Raw genomic sequence first — 26,552 nt, forward strand, 5'->3', positions numbered from 1 at the left:
AGGTGACGCACATGGGATGTGCGACATGCCGCGTCGAGGGGTGGACGAATGTGTGGCGGGTGTCTAGCACCGCCTCGCGCGAAGAGAAAGAGGGCCAGCCCAAGTCATAACGCTAGCTTGACACCTCACATCTCGCGAAGCGCCTCATCGGTGAGCCTGGGCTTGAAGCCCGCATCCATGTCACCGATGGAGAAGGGGGTGTATTCTCCCTGAATGCGCAGGAACAGCGTGACGCGCAATCCCTCCTGATCGTCAGGCAGATCGAAACTCTGGGCGACCGGAAGGGCCGCCGCATCCTCCTCCCCCTGGCAGGGTTGGAAGGTGCGTTTCTCATCTACCGTGTCTGCACCGCGCCGCAAGGCGATATGGATCTGGAAGGTGCTGTCAGCGGGGCAACTTGCATCAAAGCTGACCCGAAAGGCTTCCATGTCTCCAGCTGGAACCGGGAAGGTGAAGTCCAACCTGTCCTCATCCTGCAGCCGGGAGTCCTCCCGGCTTTGGGCGATAAAGTCCGCAGTGGTCCGGTCACCCATGCTTTCGACCGGGTAGGCGATGGAGTTGTCCATGAGGAAGACGAGATGGTTATCGTAATCCAGGACCGTCTCGGCATGCGCACGCAAGATATCGTAATAGCTCACGTTCAGCCATCCGCGCCTGCGATGGGTTCCCATCACGATGGCGTCGGGCGCCAGACTCTGCAGTGTGGCGAGGACGGTTTCTTCGGAATCCGCGCGGTACAGGTCTTGTCGGGTTCGGAAGGTATACCAGCCGTCCTCGAAATTGGTTGCGGCGGAAGGGCCAATCTGCGTGGACAGGAACAGACGGCGATCCACGCCGCCAGGCCAGTTGTCCAGCATTCGGTTGATCAGGGCGATTGGCGCGTGTTCCGCCTGCAGCCTGTGCGCCTGATCGGGAAAGAGAGCCTGACCCAGATGCGGGCGCGTCAGCGCGACGCCGCCTGTCGGCAGCAATGCCAGCTGACCCATGACGGCGACCCAGATCGAGGCCTGCGCCAGTCTGCGTGAAGGCGTCCGGGTCTGGCTGGCCGCGATCACGATGGCGGCGGACAGGGCGTACAGGCTCGCCATGACCGTCCAGAGCAGGCGCAAATCATTCTGCATCAGGCTGAGCAAGACCCAGGTCAGGGTGAGCACGCTGAGAATAAAGGCCCAACGCCTTAAGCCCGGCGTCAAAACGCCGCCGATCAGGGCGGGAAGAATGAATACAAGGCCCAGCCCGGCAGCGCCCCGCAGGTCCAGGGGGGAGAAGCGACGCGTGTCAAAGATCGCCGCCAGCAGCATATCCCAGTCGTGATAGCCCTGATGGGGCGTGAAGTGTTGTTCGAAGGCATAGAACGGGGATTCAAATATCTGATTGTAGTATGGAAATACCGGGTTTCCGCTTTTCAGGTAAGCGACGATCACCAGCGGCAAGACCAGGACCGCCATGCCCGCTACGCCCGACAAGATCAGGGTGAGCAGGCTGCGCACGGGCCGGTCGTGACAGGCGAAAAAACTCACGGCCGCCGCTGTCCCCAGGGTCACGGTCATGATCCAGGCCGTATGCTTGGTCGCCGAGGCGCCGCTCAGACACAGGGCGAAGGCCAGGATATAGACCGCAGACTGTGCTGATGACCGGTCCTTCAGACTGCTTGCCCACGCAAGCACGGCGCTGGTCATGAACAGGGTGACGACATTGTCGTAATAAAAATCACCCGTCAGTTTCAGAAGGAGCGGTGCAGTGCCGGCCAGCGCTGCAGCGGCCCAGAAGCCCAGACGGGAGCCTGCAATCAGGCGGCCCATCTGTCCGGCCGCCAGCACATATACGATGAGACAGGCCAGATTGAAGAAACGCGGGCCTTGCTCACCGCTGATCAGAAATTGAGAGCCCGCGAGATGCAACCCGCCCAGAGGCTGCAATCCCCAGGCGGCGAGCGCAGGGTTGTGATGCCAGTGCAAATGCGCCTGAAGATGTTCGAAATAGGCGGCGTAGGCGGCGGTGCTGTCGGCGCCCAGCTCAGGCAGGGCGGCCAGTCCGGTGAGCGTGAACACGATCACAAGAGCCGGCGCGGCGAGCCAGGGCAGCCTGGACTGAAGCGAGGGCAGAAGGGCCTTGGGCAACGCCGCGAGGCCGGCGCGAACGTGTGGGGCCATAAGCCATAAGGCGATCAGCCCTGTTGCGGCGTGCAGCAGGATATGGCTGGCGCGTGTGTTGACCGGAAAGTGGGTGAGCGCCCAGAGCATTCCCGATTGCAGGGCCAGTCCGACGCTGAGCGCCAGGATGCCATCCCCGGGCTGGAGCGGTTGGTTGGCGAGGCTCGTCCTGAACCGGGTCAGCAGCAATAAGCCGAGCAGGAAGGCAGATCCCAGTTGCAGGATCAGTCCCGCCAACACGCCCAGACCGGCGAAAATGGCGGCCAGCGCCAGAGGCGGCAAGAGGGCGAAGGCCCGGTTCCCGCCGACGGGCCAATGGTTCAGCGCATAGCTGGCCAGCATGGTCAGGACGGCTAGGCCGACAAAAGAAGTGATGTTGTCGGGGCCGTCGAGCCAAATCGACAGCTGGGGCGAAGGGGCGAGGACATAGGCTGCAGCCGCGGCCAGGATGACAACAAGGCTTGCCCCGCCCGTAAGCGATGCGCGGTTCAATATCTGTGTGAGATCACGCATCGTCATTCGTCTTTTCAAACTGGGGCAGGGGGCGGGCGGCGCGATGCTTCAGCCGCGATGAAATGGCGGTCCTCGGCTCGCGGCTGATGTCAAAATTCAGAAATCCGACAAGGAATATCGCCGCCAGAATGATGAGCACCTCGACCATGGCCAGGGCGCCGCCAGAGCGGGGGATGCCGGTCACGGTGCTCTGGAACCAGGCGATAAGAGCGCCGCCGACGCCGAAAAAGCCGCAAACGAGCCCGGCTAGCAGGAACAGGCTGCCAACATTGAAGTCACGCAACGCGTACTGATAAAACAAGCGTTTGAAATACGTTGATAAATTGCGGCCTAAAAAGCTCAGGAATTCCTTGCGCGCATCCAGGCCGCTTTCTTCGTCGCCATAAAACGCCTTGTGCGGCACTTCCAGCACGCGCGCGCCCAGTGTGTTGATGCGGAACAGAAGATCGGTTTCGAAGAAATATCGCTTGGCGATCTTGTGAACGGGCAGGTTCTGAGCGAGCGGCGCGGATATGGCCAGATACCCGTTCGTGGGGTCGGACGCGGAAAAATAGCCCGTGGAGAAGCGGCTGATGAAGGTCAGGCCCAGATTGCCGATGCGCCGTGCGATCGGCATGGTCTCGGACGCATCCATATAGAAGAACCGATTGCCCTTCACGTAATCGGCGTCACCCTCGAGAATGGGTTCTGCAAATTGCGGGGCGAGCTGGGGGTCCATCTGGCCGTCGCTGTCTATCTTGATCAAGACATCGGCGCCGTGTTCAAGGCCGGTCTTGAAGCCTGCCAATACCGCGCCGCCAACGCCCTGGTTTTCCTCAAGGCGGACTAGCTTCAGGCGGGGATCGTGGAAGTTTTGCTCCACATAGTCTCCCGTCTGCACCGGGCATGCATCATCGACGACAATGATGAGCCCGATCTCCTCCGGCATCCGTGTCAGGACGCCCAGAATATGATCGCGCGCCTTGTAAGCGGGGAGAACCGCGCACAGAAGCGGAGGCGTTGCAGAGGCGGGAGCAGAGACTGTCATAGGGTGCGGGCAAGCCATTCAGAGTGGGGAAGTGGCCGATCCATATTCCCCTCAGGAGCGCTCTTTAAAGAAAGAAAATACAAGATTAAAGAGTTCGCGCCTTGCCATCGCCAGGTTTTTCAACGCATTGAGGCCTGTCGGCGCGCGCGATGGGGACGTTTCATGATCGAATATCTCAAACTGCTGGGTTTCTCCTGCCTTCTGGCCAGCGGTCAGGTCGCGTTCAAATACGCAGCGATCGACATCAAGGCGCGTCTGGCGGAGTCACAAGGCCTTTGGGCGTTTGTCTCCGTGCCGTTGATCGGAGCTCTGGCCCTTTACGCCGTCGCGACCGGATTGTGGGTCTGGATCCTGATGAGCACGCCTCTGTCCAAGGCCTACCCGTTCGCACTGCTGGGCGCTGTATTTGTCCCCATCGCCTCGGTCCTGTTGTTTGGCGAACGTTTGTCGCTCACCTATCCAGTGGGTTTGTTGCTGGTCTGTGTCGGCGTGTATCTGTGCGTGCGCTGAGATCGGGCTCTTGATCAGCTGGATGGCTCGCGGCAAGAGCTATGCATGAGTGATCCAATGCAGACATCCGAAGCCACCCCTGTATTCATCCTGGTCGAGCCCCAGATGGGCGAGAATATCGGCGCGGCGTGCCGGGTGATGGGCAATTTCGGGATTTCCGAGTTGCGGATCGTCAAGCCTCGTGATGGCTGGCCGAACCCCAAAGCCGTGTCCATGGCGACCGGGTCTCCGGTGCTGGATAACGCTCAGGTCTTTGAGACGCTCGAAGAAGCGGTGGCCGATTGCCAACTGCTCTTTGCGTCCACCGCCCAGCCGCGCAACATGGTCAAACCGGCCTTCACCGCACGTGCGGGCATGGCCGAGATCCGGGGGCATATTGAGGCGGGTCAGCGCGTGGGCGTTCTGTTCGGGGCGGAAAAGTCCGGCCTGCCCAATGCCGCGATCACCTTGTCGAACGCCATTATCACCTTGCCTGTGGATCGCAGCTTCAGTTCCTTGAACCTGTCGATGGCGGTTGGCGTGTTCGCCCATGAATGGCGCGCCGGTGATCCGGCGCCGGCTGAGTTCAAGCCGCTGGACGAACGGGCGCCCGAGCAGGAAATGACCGCGTTCTATAACCATCTTGAAGAGGAACTGGAGCGGGCCGGCTTCTTCTATCCGCCCGAAAAGACACCCCTGATGATGCAGAACCTGATCAACGCGTTTGCACGCGGAGGGTTAACGCAGCAGGAGGTTCGCACCCTGCGCGGTGTCATAAAAGCGCTCGCAATTGGACGCGGAAAAGCCCGTATTGAACGCGATTAATCAAGCATATCCAGAAGTTGAGTATTTCGGGCGAGTGATCGTTTAGGGCGATCCCCTGCTGCGTGAACCTGCGCAGGTGATTTACAATCCTGAGCCGAATTTGCGTCATCCTGCAAGCCTGTGAAGTGCTTACAGGGAGAGCACCGTGTTAAACGCATTGTCGCTGCGGACCCAGCTGTTTGGCGGGTTCGGCATGATGGCTTTTATCGTCATCATCATGGTTGTGGTTGGATTTTTGTTCGCTTCGAAAAGCGGTTCCAATTTTGACCGCTTCCGAACGATCTCCCAGGTTTCTGTGGACATGGCGGACATTCAGGAAACGGTCGCGAGCTTCCGAAATGACACCTATGTCTATCGCGTGACCGGTGACCCGTTAATCGCCGATCAGGCGCGGAACCAGCGCGAATTGCTCGAGACCGAAATTGTCGCGGCCCAGAGCCGTCTCGCCAATGACACGGTGCGTGAAGATCTGGCGCGCGTGGAAGAGTTTGGCGATCAGTATGCGGAAGCCTTCGAGCAGTATATCACCCGACGGCAATTGCTGGACGACGAAATCAATGCGTTGACGGATTTCGAGGATCGTCTTCTGGGTCAGCTTGGCGACACGCTGGCCGTTGCGGAGATGATGGGCGCGGACCAGTCGATGCTGCTCATGGCGGAAAGCATCCGCTCTCTCCTGCAAGCGCGGTATTACGGCCGCCGCGCGCTCACTGAAGGATATGGCGCCAGCTTTGACCGTTCTCAGTCCGAGCTTGAAACCACGCAGCGCATGCTCTCCCGCGTGCTGCAGTCTGATGGACAGATCATGAATGGCGCGGTCCAGCCCATTCTCGATGATGTGGTGACGTATACGGCCCGTTTTGAAGCCGCAGTGAACATTACCGAGGAGCTCAATGCCCTTGCGCGCAATGAGCTCGACCAGCTGGGTCCGCAAATGGCGGGCGCCGTGAGCACGGTCGTGAGCGATGTCGTGCATCTGCAGGACCAGACCGGCAATGAAATCGAGGCGGCCTTCACCCAGCAGAAATTCGTCAGCACGGTTTTGGGCTTTGTGGGCCTTGGCCTGGCGGTGCTGGGCGCCTTTATGGTGGTTCGCCTGATCATGTCGAATGTGAAGGCGGTGGTGAACGGGATTGCGCGCGTACGGCGCGGGGATCTCGAATTTGAAGTCACCGGCGCCGAGCGACAGGACGAGCTTGGAGACCTGTTCCGGGCGGTCGAGGATCTGCGCAAGGGCGAGATCAACCGGATCCGGATGGAAGAAGAGGCGTTGGCGTCCTCCAAGGAGCGTGAGGCGCGCTCGCTGGCGACCCACAACGCCATCGATGTCTTCCGCAACAAGGTTGAAGCCATTCTCAAGGTTCTGGGCGAACGCACACACGAGATGCGTCACACGGCCGGCCGTCTGAACTCGCAGGCGACCTTCGCCAACGAGCAGGCCAAGACCGCGGACGGCGCGGCCAGCGAAACCGCATCCAGCGTCGAGACGGTGGCGGCGGCGGCCGAGGAACTGGCCAGCTCCATCCAGGAAATCGCGCGTCTGACCGAGAGCGCCTCGGAGAAAGTCTCTGATGCAGGGGAGCGGTCCCAGCAATCGGTCAACCAGATCGAGGCTCTGGCTGATCGGGTATCGAGCATCAACGACGTCATCGACCTCATCAATGACATTGCCGAACAGACCAACCTGCTGGCGCTGAACGCGACAATCGAGGCGGCGCGTGCAGGCGACGCCGGCAAAGGCTTTGCCGTGGTGGCGAGCGAGGTGAAGGATCTCGCAGAACAGACCAGCAAGGCGACCGACAGCGTGGCTGGCCTGGTCCGCGATATTCAGAATTCCATGAGCGGATCGGTGGATTCCATCCGGGGCATCGCGAAGATGAGTGAGGAGATCAACGAAGCCACGGCTTCGATCGCCAGCGCCATCGAAGAGCAGGGCGCCGCGACGCGGGAGATTTCCGCCAGCACGTCCCGGGCGGCGGACAGCACGTCCACCCTGGCCAAAGGCGTGCGTGATGTGGGCGAGGCCGTCGCGGACACGGAAAGCGCGGCGGGCATGCTGGAGCAGACCTCGGATGCCTTCACCAGCCAGTCCGACACGCTGCGCGAGGCGGTCGAGCAATTCTTCGAAGCAATCAAGGAAGGCCCGCTCAATCGCCGTGAGGGCGATGACCCGAGCTATGAAGGGCCTGAACGTCGAAAGTCGAAGCAGCCCGAAGCCCGGACAATTCCTTCAGCCGCCTGACCCCCGAAAGGTGATGCTGCAGACAGGCCGTTCTTTCCTTGAAAGGGCGGCCTGATGCGTGCTGACGCCAGGTTGCGCCAGACGGTATCCAGACGCACCGATATCCTTTACGAAGGAAGGCTTTGAAGGATCCGCTGCCCGCGTCATGGCCCAGACTGACACTTCCTCGCCGAATTGGCTTACCGCACTTGTTCGCCGCTCGGGCCGCTGGTCGCCGCCCGACTGGGTGTTCCTGCCTGCATCCGTTGTGGTGACGGCTGCGTTGATTGTGCTGGCGTTCAATCTGCGTCCGGGGACCGTGGAGCCGGAAATCAGCGACTCTCAATTCGTGATGGAGGCCGAAGCGCTGGCCCAGCTTATTCCTGGTCCGGGCACGCGGTTTGAGCTGACTTACGGCCCGGCGGGCGAACCGCTTGCACGGCTCAGCGCGACTGCATCCTTCGAGGCGGCAGGCCTTTTGTCTGCAGGAGTGGGCGCAGCGCTTCCAGCAGAGTGGGAAGCGAACGCCATTGGCCGGATCGTTCGGTTCGAAGTGGAAGCGCAAGCGGCCCAGGATTCCGATGTGGACCAGATCCGTCTGGGATACTTCACGGTGGGGCATGGTGATTCCGAACGCACCCTGCGACCGGTGAGCCGTGGCTGGTCCACGACCGGCATCTGTTATCAGATCTCTGCGTCCGCCCAGCCCAATGGCGCGGAATGGCTGGGCATCTGGCCCGGTGATGCAGGCGACGGGCAGGGCGTGCTGGTGCGCTCGATCCGGCTGACCCTGGAACCGGAAGGTGAAACACTGGCGCAGTGTGAAGCGCGCCTGACTGAAAGCTGAAGCGCAGGAGCGTAGCATGACGCTCTGGCGCGTCGCGCTGGCGACAATCAATCATGGTCTCGGCCCCGCCTGGCGTCGCATGCTCCTGGGCGTGTTTCTGGCAGGGCTGGGCTATCTTGCTTTTCTGCCAACCTTCGAAGCGCGCCAGGAGGCGGCTCATACAGCTGCGCTGATCGCTTTCACGACCAACGGTCATATTGCTCTTGACCAGAGCGACGCCTTGCATCCTGACAGCCTCGGCTTCGCAGGGCCCTGGCCAGCCGGTCTCACCGGGCCGGGGCGCCTGGGCTATGCGGGAGAAGAGGACACCCTTTCGAATCAGCTCTTGGACGCTCCCTCTCAGAGATATCGGGCGCATCCCTTGGCCCTGGTGTTCCTGGCGCCTGCGCGCCTGGTTGCTCAGGACTGGAGCTGGCCTGCCCAGGTCCGGTTTTACAGGCTGCTGATCTGGACGATCGCCATGTTGGGTTTCGGTCTCGGCGTGGCCAGCGCATTGCGGTTTGGGTATGTGGATCGCAATGCGGCCGTGGTTATGGCGGCCTGGCCCTTCCTGTTTCCGCATTTCTTTTCACAAATGACAGCAGTCAGCGGCGCTGGGATCGCTCTGGGCTGCTTCGGGGTCACGAGCGCTGCGTTGATGGCTTTGTCGCGGCGCAATGATCTGACCGCGAGTCTGGTTCTGGGGCTGGCGCTGGGACTGAGCATCTGGGCGGATACGCTCATGGTGACGGTCTGGGCGGGACTGGCGCTCTATCTGGGCTGGCGTGGCTGGCGACTTCACAAATACGATGCGCTCGATAGTGAATGGCTGATCCTGCGCATCTTCCCCATGGGATTGGCGCTGCTGATCGGGTCGGGATGGCTGATCTATCTCGTCACAAGCGGCGAGGGACAGACCATGACACCGGTTCTGGGCGAGGGGATCCTGACCCGCCTGTGGTCGAACCTGGCGAGCTTCTCCGCCGATGGCGGCGCTTCCCTGATCCTGCCTGGGCCGGGATGGCGTCTGGTCTCGCTTCTCCTGTTGCTCCTGATCCTGATGCGCTGGGAGTTTCATTGGAGAGCGCTGCCCGACCTGGCAAAGGCGCCGGCTTTCATCCTGCCGATCTTCACGCTGTCCGTGCTGCTGATGGGGTTGCAGGGGTATGCCGCCGGCTTTGACGATCTGCATATGCTCGCGCCTGTGTTGGCGCTCATCGTGGGCCTGTGTTGCCGTTCATCCGCGCTGGTCATTGCGCTGGTGGTGCTGGGTCTGTTCGGGGCTGTCGCCCATGGAGCGTTCCAGGCCTCGGTTTATGCCGGCTGCGCCCTCTATGATCCGCAACTGGGGCGGTATGGATATGGCGCGGCGGAGTGTTTGCTGGATTGGGCGGCGCTGGAGCAAGTCAGCGCGCCGGGGTTTGCGCTCAAATCATTTGCTGTGGGCGGGTTGAGCGCTCTGACTGCGCTTTATAGCCTGTGGCGGCAGGCCTCATGGCAGCACGATGATTGACTCAAGGCCTGTGTTTGCTCATAACCCGCGCTTCCCTCGCTCGCCGGCTTGCCGGACGAGCCTTGTTTTCATGGCAACGGACGATGCGTGGACCGCCGTTTGAATTGCTCTGACCGAGGGATCAGGGCCGGGCCGCGTCATGAAGGAAAGACTATGTCAAAGCGTCATTCGCAGAAATACAAAATTGACCGCCGCATGGGCGAGAACATCTGGGGCCGTTCGAAGTCCCCGGTGAACAAGCGCGCCTACGGCCCGGGTCAACACGGCCAGCGCCGCGCCGGCAAGATGTCGGACTTCGGTCTGCAGCTGCGCGCCAAGCAAAAGCTCAAAGGCTATTACGGCAACATCACCGAGAAGCAGTTCAAGCGCATCTACACCGAAGCGCAGCGCCTCAAAGGCAACACGGCTGAAAACCTGATCGGTCTGCTGGAAAGCCGTCTGGACGCGATCGTGTATCGCGCCAAGTTCGTGCCGACCGTTTTCGCCGCTCGCCAGTTCGTCAACCACGGCCACGTCCGTGTGAACGGCAAGCGCGTCAACATCGCTTCCTACATGGTCAAGCCGGGCGATGTGGTTGAAGTGCGCGAAAAGTCCCGCTCCATGGCTCTGGTGCTCGAAGCACTGGGCTCGCCGGAGCGCGACGTGCCGGAATATCTGGACCTCGATCCGAAGGGCATGAAAGCCACCTACACCCGCAAGCCGGAATTCAATGAAGTTCCGTACCCGGTGAAGATGGAACCGAACCTCGTGGTCGAATTCTACTCCTCGTAATCGCTCGAGGACGAAACGACTTGGAAAAGCCCGCTGCCACGCAGCGGGCTTTTTCTTTGAGCGCAGTCCGTCAGATACGAAAAAGCCCGCCTCAGGAGGCGGGCTCTTGCTTGGCAAGGTGAGGCGGTTACGCCTCCACGAGGCCTTTCTCCTTGAAGAGCTGTTGCAGCTCTCCGGCCTCGAACATCTCCTTGATGATGTCGCAGCCGCCCACGAACTCACCCTTCACATAGAGCTGGGGGATGGTCGGCCAGTCCGAATAGACCTTGATGCCTTCACGCACGGCGTGGTCTTCCAGCACGTTCACGGCGGCGTATTCCACGCCCACATGATCAAGCACGCGCGCCACCACCGAGGAGAAGCCGCATTGCGGGAAGGTGGGGGTGCCTTTCATGAACAGGACGACGTCGTTCTCGGTGACGGCTTTCCTGATCGCTTCCTGGGTGGCGTCGTCAGACATGAGAGAGGTTCCTTATGGTGCGTTCGCCCTGAAATGGGTGGGCGGACGGGAAAGTTCAATTGCGCGGCGTCAGTCCGGCGTGCGGGTCTCCAGCGCCAGGGCATGCAGTTCGCCGCCCATCCGGCCTTTGAGCGCGGCATAGACCATCTGGTGCTGTTTGACGCGGGGCATTCCGGCGAAGGCGTCAGAGATGACCACGGCCTTGTAGTGGTCGCCATCGCCCGCAAGATCGGTCAGTTCAACCTCCGCGCCGGGAACGCCTTCCTTGATCAGGCTGACAATATCATCCGCATTCATGGGCATGGCGTCTCTCCTGCGCAGTGCTAGGGTGAGACTTACCATCACACCGGGCGTGCCCGGAACCCTAGCTTTCACAGGGATATTACGGAGATTCGCCCATGCTGCTGTCCGCCTTTCTTCTGACCACGGCTCTGACCGTTCCGTCCGCATCCGATTGCGCCGGACTGGAGCCGCAGCCTTGGGCTGATCTGTGCGTGATCAGTTCGGATGAGATGAAAGGGCGGATGGTGCAGAGCGAAGGCAATGCACGGGCCCGCGCCTATATCATCAACCGGTTGCAGGAGATCGGAGTCCAGCCGGTCGGTGAGAGCTTCGAGCAGCCCTTCAGCTTTGAGCGGGCCATCGATTTCCGTGACGAGAATTCGCCGCGCGAGACCATCAATGCGGTCAATGTGATTGGCGTCATCCCCGGGCGGGACCGTTCGCGCGCGATCGCCGTGACCGCCCATTATGATCATGTGGGACAGACCGAAGAGGGCGAGATCTATAACGGCGCCGATGACAATGCGTCCGGCGTCGCCGCGATTCTGGCGGCGGCGGAGCACTTTATCGCCAACCCGCCCGAACATGACATCCTCATCATGGCGTTTGACGCCGAAGAGGGCGGTCTGAACGGTGCGCGTGAGGTGGTCGCCAATCCCGTGGACGGCGCGGCGCCGGTCGTGTTCAACCTCAATTTCGACATGCTCGGTTACAGCCCCGACAATGATATCTGGGCGGCGGGTCCGTATCACACGCCGGCCCTTCACCCGATTGTGGAAGAGGTCGCGGCGGACGCGTCCATCACGCTGGCGGCCGGTTATGACAGCCCGGACGGTGATCCGCGCAATGACTGGACGCTTCTGTCAGACCAGGGCGCTTTCCATATGGCGGGGATCCCCTTCCTCTATCTCGGGGTCGAGGATCACGAGCACTATCACCAGACCTCTGATGAATTCGAGACCATTGATCCCGACTTCTTCCTGGGTGCGGTGAGCGTGGCCGTAGCGCTGGCCGAGCGGATCGACGCGGATCTGGACACGGTGCTGGAGACGCCCAGTACTGACTAGGCGTCCAAGTGATTGATGCGACGCAAAAATTTTCACGCGTTATGAATTGAGAATAAAAATAAACAGCGTTCACTTTTCAAAGCGCGGTGACATACCTATGTATGCGTCGTAATCAGCGGCGCATACCCGGTCCGGGGCGCCATCAGGGAGAGATTCATGTCCATCGCACTTCGTTCTGTTTTCGCTGGCGCAGCACTCGCTCTGGCCGGCTTCGGCGCCGTCCAGGCGCAAGACTGCCCGACCGAGCCGATGTTTGTCGGCGTGTCCGGCCCGAACTCTGATGTGCGCCAGTCCGCACGTCGGGTCGACCGGGGTGACTGGCGCACGGCGGCGCACTTCGCCTCCGAAGCGCTCGAATCCGGCACGTCGAACCGCAACAAGAACGCCGCCGCCATCAATCTGTGCGCAGCGCTCGCGAATGAAGGCGATGCCGGCACGGCCGAGGCTTGCGGCATGGCCATCGAACGCAACGGCGACAGCTGGGAAGCCTACACCAACCGGGGCGGCGCTTACTGGCTCGCCGGCAATCCGGACGCCGCCATCGCCGATTTCGCGCGTGCGGCCGAGCTCGGCGCCGGTGAAGACGCCGTGGCGCACAATTCCGCGCTGGCGCAGTGCAACAGCTAATCGGCTGACAGGCTGAAACGGAAAAGGCCGGGGCGTCGCCCCGGCCTTTCTTGTTGGCGCCTGGCGCAGCTTATTCGGCGACGCGCGCTTCGGGCTCGCCGTCCATCAGGGCCGGCATGAAGCCTTCATGGGCCTGTTTGAGGCGGATCAGATCGACGGCATGGCCGCCATTGATCGAGATGAAGCGACCGCCGGCCAGACCCACAACCTCGACCGGCACGTTCGCGGCCTTGGCGTCTGCGCGCAGCGCTTCCGCATCATTGGCGTCCGCCGCGATCAGGTAGCGGCCCTGATCCTCACCGAACATCCAGGCGAAGACCGGCAAATTGCCGGTATAGGCGAGCTTGATGCCCACGCCCGCCGCCATCGCCATGTCGGCGGCGGCGCAAGCAAGACCGCCATCAGAGAGGTCATGGACAGCGCTGACCTGGCCCGCGCGGATCGCGCTGCGGACAAAATCGCCATTGCGTTTCTCAACCGCCAGATCCACGCGCGGCGAGGCGCCTTTCTCCTGGTTCTCGATTTCACGCAGATAGAGCGAGGCGCCCAGCTCGCCGCGGGTTTCACCCACCAGCAGCAGCACCTGGTTCTCTTTCATCCCGCCATAGCCCATGCGCTGGCTCATATCCGGGATCAGGCCCACGGCGCCGACCGCCGGGGTGGGCGGAATGGCGACGCCGTCGGTCTCGTTGTAGAGCGAGACATTGCCCGACACGACAGGGAAGTCGAGCGCCTTGCAGGCTTCGGCCATGCCTTCCACGCAGCCCACGAACTGGCCCATGATCTCGGGACGTTCGGGATTGCCGAAGTTCAGGCAATCGGTGATGGCGATGGGATCGGCGCCCACAGCGGTGAGGTTCCGCCAGGCTTCCGCCACCGCCTGCTTGCCGCCCTCGAACGGGTCGGCGAAGCAATAGCGCGGGGTGCAGTCGGTGGTGATCGCCAGCGCCTTTTCGGTGCCGTGGACCCGCACGATGGCGGCGTCCGCCGGATCTTCCGAGCTGGCGGCGGTGTCGGCCATGACGTGACGGTCATACTGACGCCAGATCCAGCGCTTGGACGCCATGTCGGCGGAACCCATGAGGCCGGCGAGCACTTCGCCCAGATGTTCGGGTTGGTGCAGCTCGCGCGGGTCGATGGAGCCCCGCGCTTCGGCGGGGAACCAGGGACGGTCGTATTTCGGCGCGTTTTCGCCAATCGGGTCGAGCGGCAGATCGCAGACCACCTCGCCCTGGTGACGCAGCACCAGACGGCCATGCGGCGCGGTCTTGCCGATGGTGGCCACATCGAGATCCCATTTGCGGAAGATGCGCTCGGCCACATGCTCACGGCCCGGCTTGATGATGATCAGCATCCGCTCCTGGGATTCTGACAGCATCATCTCATAGGCGGTCATGTTCTCTTCGCGCTGGGGCACATGATCGAGATCAAGCTCGATCCCCAGACCGCCTGACGAGGCCATTTCCACAGACGAGGAGGTGAGGCCGGCCGCGCCCATGTCCTGGATCGAGCTAATGGCGTCTTCGCTCATCAGTTCCAGGCAGGCCTCGATCAGCTTCTTCTCGGTGAAGGGGTCGCCGACCTGGACGGTCGGGCGGTTCTCTTCAGAACCTTCGCCGAATTCCGCCGACGCCATGGTGGCGCCGTGAATGCCGTCGCGGCCGGTCTTCGCGCCCACATAAAGGACGGGATAATCCGGTTCGCGGGCTGCGGCGGTGAAGATCTTGTCGGTGTCCGCCAGGCCCACGGCCATGGCGTTCACCAGGATATTGCCGTTATAGCCCTTGTCGAAATTGGTCTCGCCGCCAACCGTCGGCACGCCCACGCAATTGCCATAACCGCCAATCCCGGCGGTGACGCCCGCGACCAGCTGGCGGGTCTTGGGGTGCTTGGGATCACCAAAGCGCAGCGCATTCATCAGCGCCACCGGGCGCGCGCCCATGGTGAAAACGTCGCGCAGAATGCCGCCCACGCCCGTGGCCGCACCCTGATAGGGCTCGATATAGCTGGGGTGGTTGTGGCTCTCCATCTTGAAGATGGCCGCCTGACCGTCGCCGATGTCAATGACGCCGGCGTTCTCACCCGGGCCATAGATCACCTTGTCGCCCTTGGTGGGGAATTTGGACAGGTGCAGGCGCGAGGATTTGTAAGAGCAGTGCTCGGACCACATGACCGAGAAGATGCCGAGCTCCACAAGGTTCGGCGCGCGGCCAAGCTCCTTGAGGATGATCTCGTATTCGTCAGCGGTGACGTGATCGAGGACGATCTCTTCGGTGATGCCCTCGGCGTAACGCGGGTTCACAGCTTCGCTCATGACAGTTTCCCCAGCACGCTTTCAAACAGGGCCAGCCCATCGGTTCCGCCATGATCGGCGTCCACGGCGCGTTCGGGGTGGGGCATCATGCCCAGCACATTGCCCGCCGCATTGGTGACGCCAGCGATGTCGCGGGCGGAGCCATTGGGATTGTTGGCGTAGCGGAAGGCCACCTGGCCTTCGCCTTCGATCCGGTCGAGCGTCGCCTCGTCGGCGAAGTAATTGCCGTCATGGTGCGCCACCGGAATGACGATCTCCTTGCGGTCGGCATACCCTTTGGTGAAGCGGGTGTTCGCCGTCTCCACCAGCAGCGGCGCTTTCTCGCAGACAAAGTGCAGCGAGGCGTTGCGCATCAGCGTGCCGTCCAGCAGCCCCGCTTCGGTCAGGATCTGGAAGCCGTTGCACACGCCCAGCATGGGCACGCCGGCTTCCGCCTTGGCCTTGAGATCATTGACGATCGGCGAGCGCGCAGCGACCGCGCCAGAGCGCAGATAGTCGCCATAGGAGAAGCCGCCCGGGACCATGATGAAGTCCAGCCCCTCGGGCAGTTCGGTCTCTTCGTGCCAGACCATGGCCGGCTTGACGCCGGTGACGGCTTCGAGCGCCATGGCCGCGTCGCGGTCACAGTTCGAGCCGGGGAAGACGATGACGGCGGTTTTCATATCGGATCCGCTTCTTGCTCGCCGGGGCGCCTAGGCGCTCAGCTCGATGTCGTAATTTTCGATGACCGGATTGGCGAGCAGCTTGTCGCACATCTCGGCCACGCGGCTGTGCGCCTCTTCGGCGTCAGCAGTGTTGAGATCGATCTCGATCAGCTTGCCCTGACGCACGCCCGCCACCTCGTCGAACCCCAGATGGTTCAGCGAGTTGGAGACAGCCTGGCCTTGCGGGTCCAGAACGCCGGGTTTGAGGTAGACATGAATGCGCGCTTTCATTCCGGAGACCCCTCTTCGGTAACGGAACCGTTTTCTTTCATGATGCCGAGGCGGCGGGCCACCTCTGCGTAGGCTTCGGTCACATTGCCGAGGTCGCGGCGGAACCGATCCTTGTCGAGCTTCTCATTGGTGTGGGCGTCCCATAGACGGCAGCTATCGGGGCTGATCTCGTCGGCCAGGATCACCCGCGGCATGTCGTTCTGGTCATAGACGCGACCAAATTCGAGCTTGAAGTCCACAAGACGAATGCCGACAGCCATGAACATGCCCGACAGATAGTCGTTCACCCGCAGCGCCATGGCGATCATCTCGTCCATATCCTGGGTGGTCGCCCAGTTGAACGCGGTGACGTGTTCTTCGGCCACCATCGGGTCTTCCAGCGCATCGTTCTTGTAATAGAACTCGACGATTGAGCGCGGCAGCGGCTCGCCCTCGGTCAGGCCGAAACGCTTGGCGATGGAGCCGGCGGCGACATTGCGCACCACGACTTCAAGCGGAATGATCTCGACTTCACGCAGCAATTGCTCGCGCATGTTCAGCCGTTTGATGAAGTGGGTCGGGATGCCCATGCGACCCAGATTCTCCATCACATATTCGGAGATCCGGTTGTTCAGAACGCCCTTGCCCTCGAGCACGGCTTTCTTCTGGGCGTTGAAGGCGGTGGCGTCGTCCTTGAAATACGCCACGACGGTGCCCGGTTCGGGCCCTTCGTAGAGGATCTTGGCCTTGCCTTCGTAAAGCATCTTGCGGCGGGACATCGGCAGCCTCGCTCCGGCTAATGGCGCGCTGCAAGCGCGCGAGTGGGGCGTTGGCCCGCTGTGATGTCGCTGGGAACAGAGACGCCGCGCCCGGGCCATGCCATGAGAAACGCGAAACGGCCCGTCGCCGCGGGCCGCTATCGTGGCGCCTACATACGCGAGGCGGGTCTTTCTATCAATATCTGTGCTGACCCTCGCGGTGAAGTCTGAGGTTTGAGGATCCGGTATTGCAACTCATAGTTTGTTGATCGAGTATGAATGTTCCTATAGCGATATTTATACGCAGCTTTTGCGTGCTTTAGGGAGGAAGAATATGACTATTGTAAAAGCATTCGTTGCCGCACTGGCGCTGGTTTCATCTGCCTTGCCGATGTTTCAAGCATCGTCCATTTATGAAGTTCCGGCGCAAGCCAACTGGTGGAACATCTGCGAGATTCTGCCAAACCCTCTTTGTGACAAACACTAAATAAGCGCATCAATGGCGTAAGGCGTGATGCACTCCATCAAGCCTTACGCCATTGAAATAACCCGGCACTTGGCGTACGAAATTCCAGTCAACAGAGGACTGCCGCCATGTCAGGTTTTGAGGATCGCGAAAACGCGTTCGAAAACAAATTCGCTCATGATCAAGAGCTTGAATTCAAGGCTGTTGCGCGCCGCAACAAGCTTCTGGGTCTTTGGGCCGCCGAACTTATGGGTCTGACCGGTGAGGACGCCGAAGCTTACGGCAAGGACGTCGTCAAAGCCGATTTTGAAGAAGCCGGTGATGACGATGTGTTCCGTAAGGTGCGCGGTGATTTTGACGCGCGCGGCATCGAGCAGAGCGACCACCAGATTCGCAACAAGATGGCGCAGCTTCTCGAAGAAGCGCGCGGCCAGGTTCGCGAATCCTGATCGCAATGATTGGAATGGAAAACGGCGGCGCAGGCTCTGCGCCGCCGTTTTCATGTCTGGGGCGGTTAGAGTCCAAACGCCTCCCGGTCTTCAATGATGTCGAGGGCGTAATCGAGGGCGCCAGCGATATCGTCCTCGGAATACCGGGCTGTGATCCGCGCCAGAACATCCTGGGTCTCGCGATCGATCAGCAATACGAAGCCTGTGCGGCCTGACGCGGCGTCATATGCCGAGGCGATGCCGGCCTCACGGGCGCGATCGGCGAGCGCATCCCGTCGTCCAAACGAACTGTCAAACCGGACGCGGTCCAAGGGCGCATCGGCGTATTCACTGATGACCCGCTCATATCGCGGTTCGAGTATCTTGCAGGGTCCGCACCAGTTGGATCGAAAGAGAGCGGCCACGAGACGCGGCGGAGCAGCCTCGGCCTGCATATCTGTTTGGGCTGCGGCCGATGAGGGCATGGTGAGCAGCAATGCCCATGCAAGCAGGAGCAGGCTTGGCCAGGCGATGGGGTTACGCATGGATATGGCGGCGACCTTTGTCATGCTGTTATTGGTTCAGACTGACCAGATCACGTCTGCCTGAACACGCGTACCGGTCCGTGCCGTCCATGGCCACATGTCCTGTTGCATAGTCCACGGTGATCATCGCGTCCTTGAGGACATCCATGCCGAGGATGATGGCGGGCTGGTCGCTCCAGCCATGATGGTCGAAGGCGTAAACATCAGAAACCGTGATTTCGAACAGGCGGATGCACAAATTATCGAGCTGAAAGCGGCTGAACCATTTGCGCATCTCGGCTTGAGCCGTCGGACCCGAGACGCCTGACACGGAATTGTCGCCGACTCGTACGGACCCATTTCGGGCCTCCAGCAGCGCCGTATTCACGATCGACGCTGTGGCGCCAGTATCCACGAGGACCAGAACCGGCTCATCAACGCCGCGGATGTTGGCTTCACCCATGATCAGGCCATTGCGGATCCACAAATCCTGACTGCCATTGGTAAAGGCGCTATCCAGCAGAGTAAGGCGCTGGCTGGGGAAATCGATCTGAATGGCTTCGTCCGGGAATGCGTTTGCTCCCAAGAGCCCGGCCGCACTCATTACGGATCCATATGCGTCTTCAAACACGGCGACCTCAACCTCACGCGGGCCCAGTCCGAAGTCCAGCTGGTCAACGAAGATCAGGCTGGTGTCGAACTGACCGGTCAGGCCGTGACCGATATCGTCGAGTGAAATGAGCGCATTATCGACCAGTTGTTGGGCGATCAGCCGCGGTACGGCGGTATGGCTCGCAGCGGTGTCGACAATGAAGGGGACGGGGTCAGCTTCAGGATCTCCGGAGAACAGCACTTGCCGACCGATACTGGTTTCGACGGTATACAGCCCGTAATTGTTCAGTGTCAGCGGGGTCGATCGCAGCTCGATTTCAGGCGCGCTTTGCTGCACGCCCAACAGACTGGCAACAATCAGGCTCGCCAGAACACTCATCCTGTCTCCTCATCTCCCCCACGCATCACACTAGTGGCGACGCACGAGTGTGGAAAGGCCTGCGGGATCGACCATACGAAAACGCCGCCCATAGGGGCGGCGTTTTGTGTCTCAGTCTAGGCCCTGGCTTTAGCCTTGATCAAAGACACGCTCGAAAATCGTGTCCACATGCTTGAAATGATAGTCCTCATCAAAACACGCTTCGATCTGGGCATCGGAGAGCAGGGCGGTCACGCCCTCATCCGCCTTGAGGTGCTCGACGAGCTTGCCGCCTTCATCCCAGGTTTTCATCCCGTTGCGCTGGACCAGGCGGTAGGAGTCCTCACGCGAGGCGCCCGCCTGGGTCAGGGCGAGCAGGACGCGCTGGGAATTGTGGATGCCGCCATAGGCTTCCAGATTCTCCCGGCAGCGATCTTCATGCACGATCAGGCCTTCGATCATGGACGCTGTGCGGTGGAGGGCGAAGTCCAGATGGACGGTCGCGTCCGGGCCGATGCCGCGCTCGACCGAGGAGTGGGAAATGTCCCGCTCATGCCAGAGCGCCACGTTCTCCATCGCGGGGGTGACGGCCGACCGCACCAGCCGCGCCAGACCGGTCAGGTTCTCGGTCAGGATCGGGTTGCGCTTGTGCGGCATGGCCGACGAGCCCTTCTGACCTTTGGAGAAGTATTCCTGCGCCTCGCGCACTTCAGAGCGCTGCAGATGGCGTACCTCGATGGCGATGTTCTCGATCGAAGACGCGATCAGCCCCAGCACCGCAAAGAAGGCGGCATGGCGGTCACGCGGAATGACCTGGGTGGAAATCGGTTCGATCGCGAGGCCCATCTGTTCGGCCACATGCGCTTCCACGGCCGGGTTCACATTGGCGAAGGTGCCGATTGCGCCGGAAATGGCGCAGGTGGCGATTTCTTCACGGGCAGCGACCAGGCGGGCGCGGCTGCGATCGAGCTCGGCGTAGAAGCGTGCGAACTTCAGGCCCATCGTGGTCGGCTCGGCATGGATGCCATGACTGCGGCCGATGCAGGCGGTCAGCTTGTGTTCGAAGGCCCGCGTCTTCAGAGCAGCGAGCAAACGGTCCAAACCGTCCAGCAGCACGTCAGAGGCGCGCTTGAGCTGAACCGCGAGGCAGGTGTCCAGAACATCAGAGCTGGTCAGCCCCTGGTGCACGAAGCGGGCGTCTTCGCCCACCAGCTCGGCCAGATGGGTGAGGAAGGCGATGACGTCGTGCTTCACCTCGCGTTCGATCTCGTCGATCCGGTCGACGTTGAACTCCATGTCCTTGGCTTTCCAGACCGCCTTGGCGGCGTCAGCGGGCACGACGCCCAGCTCGGCCAGCTTATCGGTGGCGTGGGCCTCGATCTCGAACCAGATGCGGTATTTCGATTGGGGCGACCAGATATCGGCCATTTCAGGCCGGGTATAGCGAGGGATCATGGGGCGCGGCTCTCACGTCTAGCGAAACGGTGCGGTTTGCGCGCAAACAGCGCCAACCGGCCCGCCGCGTCAAGTCCGCTGCTTCAGATCACGCCTGAGGGCGTAGCCGGCGGCCACGAACAGAACAGCGGCCAGGGCGAAGGCGGAGCTGCCCGCCATCAGCGCCAGACGCAGCGCTTCACCCTCCCCATGGCTGGGGCGCAGTAGGTCTGACAACGCGCCCACCGCCAGCGGTCCCAGACCAATGCCGATGAGATTGTTGAAAAAGCCGATGATGGCCGCCACGGCCGCGCGAGAGGCCGGCGGGGTCAGGGTCTGGGTCGCGGCCAGCCCCGGACCGATCCACGCATAGCTCAGCAGCAGCGGGATCGCGAAAAAGAGCAGGCTCATGCCGCCATCGCGCACTATCAGACCGGCCAGGAAGAAGGGCACCGTCAGTAAAAGGGTGATCCCCGGAATGACGCCATAGGCTTCCGGACGGCCAGGGCCGATACGGTCGGCGATCCAGCCGCCCGCCACTGACCCGACGAGCCCCAGGGCGAACAGGGGAGACAGGCCGGCGCCCACTTCCTCCAGTGTCATGCCCTGGGACCGTATCAGAAAGGACGGCGCCCATTGATACAGGCTGTAGCCGGCAAACGACGTCACCGCCGCGGCCGCCGTGAACAGGCGCAGGGAGGGGGTGGCGAACACCAGCTTCAAGGCGCTCAGGGCGTTGGCTTTCTGATTGCGCAGCGCTTCGGTGTCGAACATGCCCCGGCGTGGTTCCTTAACCAGAACCAGCAAGACCAGAGCCAGCAGCACGCCAGGCAGGCCCACCAGAATAAAAGCCCAGCGCCAGTTCAGCGCATCCGCGATGAAGGCGCCCAGCGCCGAGCCTGCCGTCAGGCCCAGTGGTGCGCCGACGGAAAACAGGCCGATCGCAAAGGCGCGCTTGGAGGGCGGGAAATAGTCTGACAGCACCGAATAGGAGGGGGATACGCCACCGGCTTCACCAGAGGCGACGCCGATCCGCGCCAGCAGCATCTGGATGAAATTGGTCGCCATACCTGACAGGGCGGTGAAGACGCTCCAGACCACACAGGCCGCCGCAATCAGGCGCACCCGGTTCGTGCGGTCCGCCAGAATGGCGATGGGGATTCCCAGCGTGGCGTAGAATAGCGCAAAGGCGGTCCCGCCCAGCAGCGCCAGCTGGCTGTCGCTGAGATTGAGGTCGGTGCGGAATTCCTCTTGCAGGACTGCAAAGACCTGCCGGTCCATGAAGTTGACGAGATAGACCACCAACAACACGCCCAGCGCGGTCCAGGCATTCCTGGCGGCGGGGCGTTTCGCAGTAAAGGGCGCGGGGGAGCTCATGGCGTTCCGTCAGGGCGGCTCAAAAGAGGCCGGGTTATGCGATAGGGGCGTGATTCAGTGAAAGGCTCGTCTTCATTACAATTCAGCTAGGTTGCACACGCTTACGCTCAGGGCGCCAGCATGGCCGGCGTGATGGGCTGGGTGCGGTCTAGGGTGCGCGCCAGATCCGGAAGCGGGTATTTCAGGCCAGATCCACAATTGAACAGAACGACTTCAGCGTCCTTCTCGATCAGGCCGCGGGACAGGGCGGACTGACAGGCGGCCAGCGTTGCGGCCCCTTCAGGGCACAACAGCAGCCCGTCTTCACGTCCGCACAACTGGCGCGCCTCTTCAATCTCGGTATCGGAGACGGACACGGCGGCGCCGCCGCTTTCCCGCACCGCACGCAGAATCAGGAAATCGCCAATGGCCTTGGGCACCCGGATGCCGGACGCGACCGTATGAGCGTCCAGCCATTCGGGCGCATGCTCTTCGCCCTCCTCATACGCCTTGACGATCGGGGCGCAACCCTCGGCCTGAACCGCAAACATCTTGGGGCGCTCCGAACCGATCCAGCCGAGCTTTTCCATCTCGTCGAACGCCTTCCACATGCCGATCAGGCCGGTGCCGCCGCCCGTGGGGTAGAAGATCGCATCGGGGAGCTTCCAGCCCATTTGCCAGGCCAGCTCGACCCCCATCGTCTTCTTGCCCTCGATCCGGTAGGGCTCCTTGAGGGTGGAGACGTCAAACCAGCCCATCTCCTCCTTGAGCGCGCCCACAATCGCGCCGCACTGGTGGATCAGGCCGTTGACCCGAAAGACCTGCCCGCCCTGCGCCGCGATCTCACGAACATTCACGTCCGGCGTGTCCTCGGGGCAGAACGAATAGGTGGTCATCCCGGCGCGTGCGCCATAAGCGGACAGGGCGGCGCCGGCATTGCCATTGGTGGGCATGGCCATGGTTGTGACGCCAAAGGATTTGGCCATGGAGACCGCGAGCGCCAGGCCGCGCGCCTTGAAGCTGCCCGTGGGCAAGCGGCCTTCATCCTTGACCCAGAGCGGCGCCTTCAGTCCGATCGATCCCGCGACCCGAGGCGTCTCGATCAGGGGCGTGTCCACTTCGCCCAGAGAGACGACATCTTCATTTCGCGCCACGGGCAAGAGTTCGCGCCATTTCCAGAACCCGGCCTCTTCTTCTGCGGGGCGCGCCGCGATCGCATCGCGATCAACCGCGTCTTTCATCCTGTCGAGATCATAGCGCGCCAGTAGCGGCCATCCCTCGGGGGAGAGATTGTGCGCCACGTCCTTGTCCAGCCTGGCCCCCGTCATCGAGCACTCAAGGTGGGTGAAAAAATTGGACGGGGCAGGGCGCATGGGTCACCGTATGAAGGGAAAAGTGGAGGTGGACATGCCGGTCTTGGGCATAGGTGGCGTTTTTGTGAAGTCTTCCGATCCTGACCTGAGCCGACGTTGGTATCAAGAGGTTCTGGGTTTAGAGCTTAATTCTTATGGGGGATTTGATTTCTCCCATGCCAAAGCAGCGGACGCCTTCGGCGACGGCGCCCGCACCATACTGGCGCGTTTTGAAGACGGCTCCGATTACTTCGCCCCGTCCCAACAGCCCTTCATGATCAATCTGATCGTTGAGGACATGGACACCCTGCTCGCACGCATTGAGGCGTCAGGGACCCAGCTGGTCGGCGACCCTCAGAGTTTCGATTACGGGCGCTTCGCCTGGCTGGTCGATCCGGATGGCGTGAAGATCGAGCTCTGGGAGCCGCCGGCGAAGACGGCCGCCTGAAGCCTGAAGTGTGTTGCCGTTTCAAAGAGGAGCTAAAGCAATCCCAGACTTTTGAAGCTGGCGGTGCGCTCACGTCCGATCACCAGATGATCGTGAACCACGATGTTGAAGGGCTTGGCGGCGCTGATCACCAGCTTGGTCATCTCGATATCGGCATGGGAGGGTGTGGGGTCGCCGCTGGGATGGTTGTGCACCAGGATCAGGGCGCTGGCGTCGAGCGCCAAAGCGCGCTTGACCACTTCGCGCGGATAGACCGGCGCATGGTCCACAGTGCCGCGCGCCTGATGCTCGTCGGCGACAAGCCGGTTCTTCTTATCAAGATACAGCACCCGGAACTGTTCGGTGGCGGCGTGCTGGAGCGCGGTGCGCAGATAATCCAGCAGCGCCGACCAGCTCGAGAGGACCGGGCGGCCGACGACCTGTTCACGCGCCATGCGCACCGCCAGCGCCTCGACCAGTTTGAGATCCAGCGCGGTCTTTTCAGACACGCCCTTGATGTCGGTTAGTTGATGGAGGTCCGCTGCACAGACGCCGCCTAACCCGCCGAAGCGCGCGATCAGCGCCTTGGCGAGAGGTTTGACATCGCGGCGCGGGATGGACCGGAACAGCGCCAGCTCCAACAGCTCGTAATCGGCCAGACCCTGTCCGCCCGCTTCAGAGAAACGCGCCCTCAGCCGGTCGCGATGACCGGCATGATGAGGGGTCGAAGAGGTCTGCAGGGTGTCTCGCACGGTGGGCTCGCCAACTTGCTGTTCGCCTGATAGGAGAATAACGACAATCTGGAAAACGTGGAGGGGAAATATGCCGCGTATCGTTCTGGCTGCCGCTGCAGCCTTGATTCTGTCGGCGCCGTCGCTGGCGCAATCGGACTCTGAAGCGCGTCTTTCTGCGGCCGAACGCACCATGCAACTGTCCGGCGGTGCGGATATGGGGCAGCAGATGATGGCGATGATGATGCCCAGCATCGAGCCCTCGTTGCGCGCCCAGTACGGGTCCGCGACAGATGCGCAGATTGCCGAAGCGATGGCGCTTGTCGAAGAAACGCTCAATGACCTGTTTCCCGAGATCATTGATGAGAGCGCCCGGGCTTATGCCGATGTTTTCACGCTTGAAGAGCTTGAGCAGATCAACGCGTTCTATGAAACCGACACAGGTCGCAAGCTCGTCGAGACCATGCCGCAGCTGATGGATCGGGTCGGGCGAATTTCCCAGCAGAACGCCATTGAGGCGATGCAGGCCATCCAGCCGCAGATCGACGCCATCATGGCCGAGTAAGCGGTTTCCCCATCTTCCGTACTCGTGTGATTTGACCTAACCGGTGTGTGTGCACACATACGCACACGACCGAGACGGAATCATGGAAGGGCGCGCAATGGCCGATCACGAGTTTGACTATGACCTGTTCACCATCGGGGCGGGGTCTGGCGGCGTGCGGGCCTCGCGGCTGAGCGCCATGAAGGGTAAGAAGGTCGCGGTGGCCGAAGAGTATCGGCCCGGCGGCACCTGCGTGATCCGCGGCTGCGTGCCCAAGAAGTACATGGTCTACGCCTCGAACTTCTCCAAAAGCTTCAAACAGGCCAAGGCCTATGGCTGGGATGTGGGCGAGCCCGAGTTCAACTGGACTCAGTTCCGCGACACCATGAATGCCGAGGTGGACCGCCTGTCGGGCATTTATGCGCGCAATCTCGCCAATGCCGGGGTCGAACTGATCGAGGACCGCGCCGAGCTTGAAGGGCCCAACACCATTCGCCTGGTGAACCAGGACCGCACGGTGACGGCGAAGCATATCCTGATCGCCGTGGGCGGGGCGCCGAACAAGGATGAGTCCCTGAAGGGGGTGGAACACACCATCACCTCCAACGAATTGTTCCACCTGCCTGAATTGCCCAAGCACATCGTCATCGCCGGCGGCGGCTATATTGCGGTGGAGTTTGCCCAGGTCTTCGCCGGGCTCGGGGTCGAGACCTGCCTGGTCTATCGCGGCGAGACCGTGCTGCGCGGCTTTGACGATGACGTGCGCACGGCTGTCCATGAAGGTCTGAAGGAAGCCGGCGTGCGCGTCATCACCCACACGGTGTTCGACAAGATCGAGCTGACCGATGAGGGGGCGAAGACCAAGCGCGTCACGCTCAAGAACGGTGACGTGATCGAGGATGTGGACCAGGTCGTCTTCGCGATTGGCCGCGATCCCTATACCGAAGGGCTGGGTCTTGAAAACGCGGGCGTCGAGGTCAACGACAAGGGCGCCATCAAGGTCGATGAATACTCAAAGACCAATGTGGACAATATCTATGCGGTCGGTGACGTGACCGATCGGGTCAATCTGACCCCCGTGGCGATCCGCGAGGGCGCGGCATTTGTCGACACCGTCTATGGCGACACGCCCAATGCTTATGATCACGCAACGATCCCGAGCGCGGTCTTCACCCAGCCGCCGGTGGGCACGGTGGGCCTGACAGAGGCCGAGGCGCGCCACGAGTATGGCGAAGTGGATATCTACAAATCCCAGTTCCGTCCGATGAAGGGCATCATCACCGATCATCCCGACAAGATGATGATGAAGATGATCGTTCGACAGTCCGATCAGGTGGTCATCGGCGTGCATCTGGTGGGCGATGACAGCCCTGAGATCATCCAGGCCGTCGGCATTGCGGTGAAGGCGGGGCTGACCAAGGCTCAGTTCGACGCCACGTGCGCGGTCCATCCCAGCGTCGCCGAAGAACTGGTGACCATGAAGGAAAAGTGGATCCCGCCTGAATTGCGCGCTGCGGAATAAGGCCCGGATCAGGCGCGACGGATTAACCCGCGCGTCAC

General features: G+C 61.6%; 27 protein-coding genes. 13 read left to right on the plus strand and 14 right to left on the minus strand.

Translation table 11 applies throughout. The features are described from left to right. Positions 1–125: 125 nt before the first annotated feature. Complete coding sequence (locus RBA95_RS10275) at positions 126–2,666, minus strand: hypothetical protein (RefSeq protein ID WP_306016761.1); 2,541 nt, start codon at positions 2,664–2,666, stop codon at positions 126–128. Next, positions 2,659–3,693, minus strand: a complete 1,035-nt coding sequence (locus RBA95_RS10280) for a glycosyltransferase family 2 protein (RefSeq protein WP_306016762.1) — start codon at positions 3,691–3,693, stop codon at positions 2,659–2,661. The genes RBA95_RS10275 and RBA95_RS10280 overlap by 8 nt, the downstream gene beginning before the upstream one ends. A 162-nt stretch (positions 3,694–3,855) precedes the next feature. Here RBA95_RS10280 and RBA95_RS10285 point away from each other — a divergent pair, with 162 nt between their 5' ends. The 6 genes from RBA95_RS10285 (at position 3,856) to rpsD (ending at position 10,338) form a co-directional block, all read left to right on the plus strand. Further along, positions 3,856–4,203 (plus strand): EamA family transporter, encoded by a 348-nt coding sequence (locus RBA95_RS10285; protein WP_306016763.1) that lies wholly within the window; start codon positions 3,856–3,858, stop codon positions 4,201–4,203. A 45-nt stretch (positions 4,204–4,248) separates the two neighbouring features. Further along, entirely contained in the window at positions 4,249–5,007 is a 759-nt protein-coding gene (locus RBA95_RS10290; RefSeq protein ID WP_306016764.1) for an RNA methyltransferase, read from the plus strand. A 145-nt stretch (positions 5,008–5,152) separates the two neighbouring features. Further along, complete coding sequence (locus RBA95_RS10295; RefSeq protein WP_306016765.1) at positions 5,153–7,249, plus strand: methyl-accepting chemotaxis protein; 2,097 nt, start codon at positions 5,153–5,155, stop codon at positions 7,247–7,249. 145 nt (positions 7,250–7,394) lie between these two features. Beyond that, positions 7,395–8,075 carry a hypothetical protein gene (locus RBA95_RS10300; RefSeq protein WP_306016766.1) on the plus strand — a complete coding sequence of 227 codons (681 nt, stop codon included), beginning with the start codon at positions 7,395–7,397 and terminating at the stop codon, positions 8,073–8,075. Positions 8,076–8,091: 16 nt separating this feature from the next. After that, entirely contained in the window at positions 8,092–9,567 is a 1,476-nt protein-coding gene (locus RBA95_RS10305) for a hypothetical protein (RefSeq protein WP_306016767.1), read from the plus strand. Between the two features lie 153 nt (positions 9,568–9,720). Further along, complete coding sequence (rpsD, locus tag RBA95_RS10310; protein ID WP_306016768.1) at positions 9,721–10,338, plus strand: 30S ribosomal protein S4; 618 nt, start codon at positions 9,721–9,723, stop codon at positions 10,336–10,338. 127 nt (positions 10,339–10,465) lie between these two features. Here rpsD and grxD read toward each other — a convergent pair whose 3' ends face one another. Together grxD and RBA95_RS10320 are read right to left on the minus strand one after the other, a co-directional pair. Next, a complete protein-coding gene (gene grxD, locus RBA95_RS10315) occupies positions 10,466–10,798 on the minus strand; it encodes a Grx4 family monothiol glutaredoxin (protein WP_306016769.1) in 333 nt (110 codons plus the stop codon). Between the two features lie 69 nt (positions 10,799–10,867). Further along, on the minus strand, positions 10,868–11,101 hold the full coding sequence (locus RBA95_RS10320; RefSeq protein WP_306016770.1) for a BolA family protein: 234 nt from the start codon (positions 11,099–11,101) through the stop codon (positions 10,868–10,870). Between the two features lie 95 nt (positions 11,102–11,196). Between RBA95_RS10320 and RBA95_RS10325 the strand changes: the two genes are divergently transcribed. Both RBA95_RS10325 and RBA95_RS10330 read left to right on the plus strand, forming a co-directional pair. After that, a complete protein-coding gene (locus tag RBA95_RS10325; RefSeq protein WP_306016771.1) occupies positions 11,197–12,147 on the plus strand; it encodes a M20/M25/M40 family metallo-hydrolase in 951 nt (316 codons plus the stop codon). Positions 12,148–12,303: 156 nt separating this feature from the next. Then, positions 12,304–12,774, plus strand: a complete 471-nt coding sequence (locus RBA95_RS10330; protein ID WP_306016772.1) for a type IV pilus biogenesis/stability protein PilW — start codon at positions 12,304–12,306, stop codon at positions 12,772–12,774. 70 nt (positions 12,775–12,844) lie between these two features. Here the strand turns inward: RBA95_RS10330 and purL are convergent, their stop codons facing one another. From purL to purC, 4 genes are read right to left on the minus strand one after another with little or no spacing between them, the layout of a single operon-like run. Continuing rightward, complete coding sequence (purL, locus tag RBA95_RS10335; RefSeq protein WP_306016773.1) at positions 12,845–15,088, minus strand: phosphoribosylformylglycinamidine synthase subunit PurL; 2,244 nt, start codon at positions 15,086–15,088, stop codon at positions 12,845–12,847. Continuing rightward, complete coding sequence (purQ, locus tag RBA95_RS10340) at positions 15,085–15,750, minus strand: phosphoribosylformylglycinamidine synthase subunit PurQ (protein ID WP_306016774.1); 666 nt, start codon at positions 15,748–15,750, stop codon at positions 15,085–15,087. Before purQ ends, purL begins: the two co-directional genes overlap by 4 nt. A gap of 30 nt (positions 15,751–15,780) precedes the next feature. Further along, positions 15,781–16,023: a phosphoribosylformylglycinamidine synthase subunit PurS gene (purS, locus tag RBA95_RS10345; protein ID WP_306016775.1), complete on the minus strand. Its 243-nt coding sequence runs from the start codon at positions 16,021–16,023 to the stop codon at positions 15,781–15,783. Further along, positions 16,020–16,781 (minus strand): phosphoribosylaminoimidazolesuccinocarboxamide synthase, encoded by a 762-nt coding sequence (gene purC, locus RBA95_RS10350; protein ID WP_306016776.1) that lies wholly within the window; start codon positions 16,779–16,781, stop codon positions 16,020–16,022. Before purC ends, purS begins: the two co-directional genes overlap by 4 nt. A 313-nt stretch (positions 16,782–17,094) precedes the next feature. On the opposite strand from purC, the gene RBA95_RS10355 reads away from it, so the two are divergent. Continuing rightward, positions 17,095–17,247: a hypothetical protein gene (locus RBA95_RS10355; protein ID WP_306016777.1), complete on the plus strand. Its 153-nt coding sequence runs from the start codon at positions 17,095–17,097 to the stop codon at positions 17,245–17,247. A gap of 107 nt (positions 17,248–17,354) precedes the next feature. Further along, entirely contained in the window at positions 17,355–17,675 is a 321-nt protein-coding gene (locus tag RBA95_RS10360) for a DUF1476 domain-containing protein (protein WP_306016778.1), read from the plus strand. Positions 17,676–17,740: 65 nt separating this feature from the next. Here RBA95_RS10360 and RBA95_RS10365 read toward each other — a convergent pair whose 3' ends face one another. The 5 genes from RBA95_RS10365 to RBA95_RS10385 form a co-directional block, all read right to left on the minus strand. Continuing rightward, positions 17,741–18,199 carry a thioredoxin domain-containing protein gene (locus RBA95_RS10365; RefSeq protein ID WP_306016779.1) on the minus strand — a complete coding sequence of 153 codons (459 nt, stop codon included), beginning with the start codon at positions 18,197–18,199 and terminating at the stop codon, positions 17,741–17,743. Between the two features lie 28 nt (positions 18,200–18,227). Further along, positions 18,228–19,169: an aspartyl protease family protein gene (locus RBA95_RS10370; protein WP_306016780.1), complete on the minus strand. Its 942-nt coding sequence runs from the start codon at positions 19,167–19,169 to the stop codon at positions 18,228–18,230. Between the two features lie 129 nt (positions 19,170–19,298). Next, positions 19,299–20,603, minus strand: coding sequence for an adenylosuccinate lyase (gene purB / locus RBA95_RS10375; RefSeq protein ID WP_306016781.1), 1,305 nt, complete (start codon positions 20,601–20,603; stop codon positions 19,299–19,301). 69 nt (positions 20,604–20,672) lie between these two features. After that, a complete protein-coding gene (locus RBA95_RS10380) occupies positions 20,673–21,959 on the minus strand; it encodes an MFS transporter (protein WP_306016782.1) in 1,287 nt (428 codons plus the stop codon). 107 nt (positions 21,960–22,066) lie between these two features. Next, positions 22,067–23,311, minus strand: coding sequence for a threonine synthase (locus RBA95_RS10385; RefSeq protein WP_306016783.1), 1,245 nt, complete (start codon positions 23,309–23,311; stop codon positions 22,067–22,069). A gap of 10 nt (positions 23,312–23,321) precedes the next feature. Between RBA95_RS10385 and RBA95_RS10390 the strand changes: the two genes are divergently transcribed. After that, positions 23,322–23,738 (plus strand): VOC family protein, encoded by a 417-nt coding sequence (locus RBA95_RS10390; protein WP_306016784.1) that lies wholly within the window; start codon positions 23,322–23,324, stop codon positions 23,736–23,738. Positions 23,739–23,770: 32 nt separating this feature from the next. Here RBA95_RS10390 and radC read toward each other — a convergent pair whose 3' ends face one another. Beyond that, positions 23,771–24,469: a DNA repair protein RadC gene (radC, locus tag RBA95_RS10395; RefSeq protein WP_306016785.1), complete on the minus strand. Its 699-nt coding sequence runs from the start codon at positions 24,467–24,469 to the stop codon at positions 23,771–23,773. Positions 24,470–24,539: 70 nt separating this feature from the next. Here radC and RBA95_RS10400 point away from each other — a divergent pair, with 70 nt between their 5' ends. Next, a complete protein-coding gene (locus tag RBA95_RS10400; protein WP_306016786.1) occupies positions 24,540–25,013 on the plus strand; it encodes a DUF2059 domain-containing protein in 474 nt (157 codons plus the stop codon). 97 nt (positions 25,014–25,110) lie between these two features. Continuing rightward, positions 25,111–26,514, plus strand: a complete 1,404-nt coding sequence (gor, locus tag RBA95_RS10405; RefSeq protein ID WP_306016787.1) for a glutathione-disulfide reductase — start codon at positions 25,111–25,113, stop codon at positions 26,512–26,514. The last annotated feature ends 38 nt before the right edge of the window (positions 26,515–26,552 follow it).

Source organism: Oceanicaulis sp. MMSF_3324 (genome assembly GCF_030733545.1).
Taxonomy (GTDB): Bacteria; Pseudomonadota; Alphaproteobacteria; order Caulobacterales; family Maricaulaceae; genus Oceanicaulis.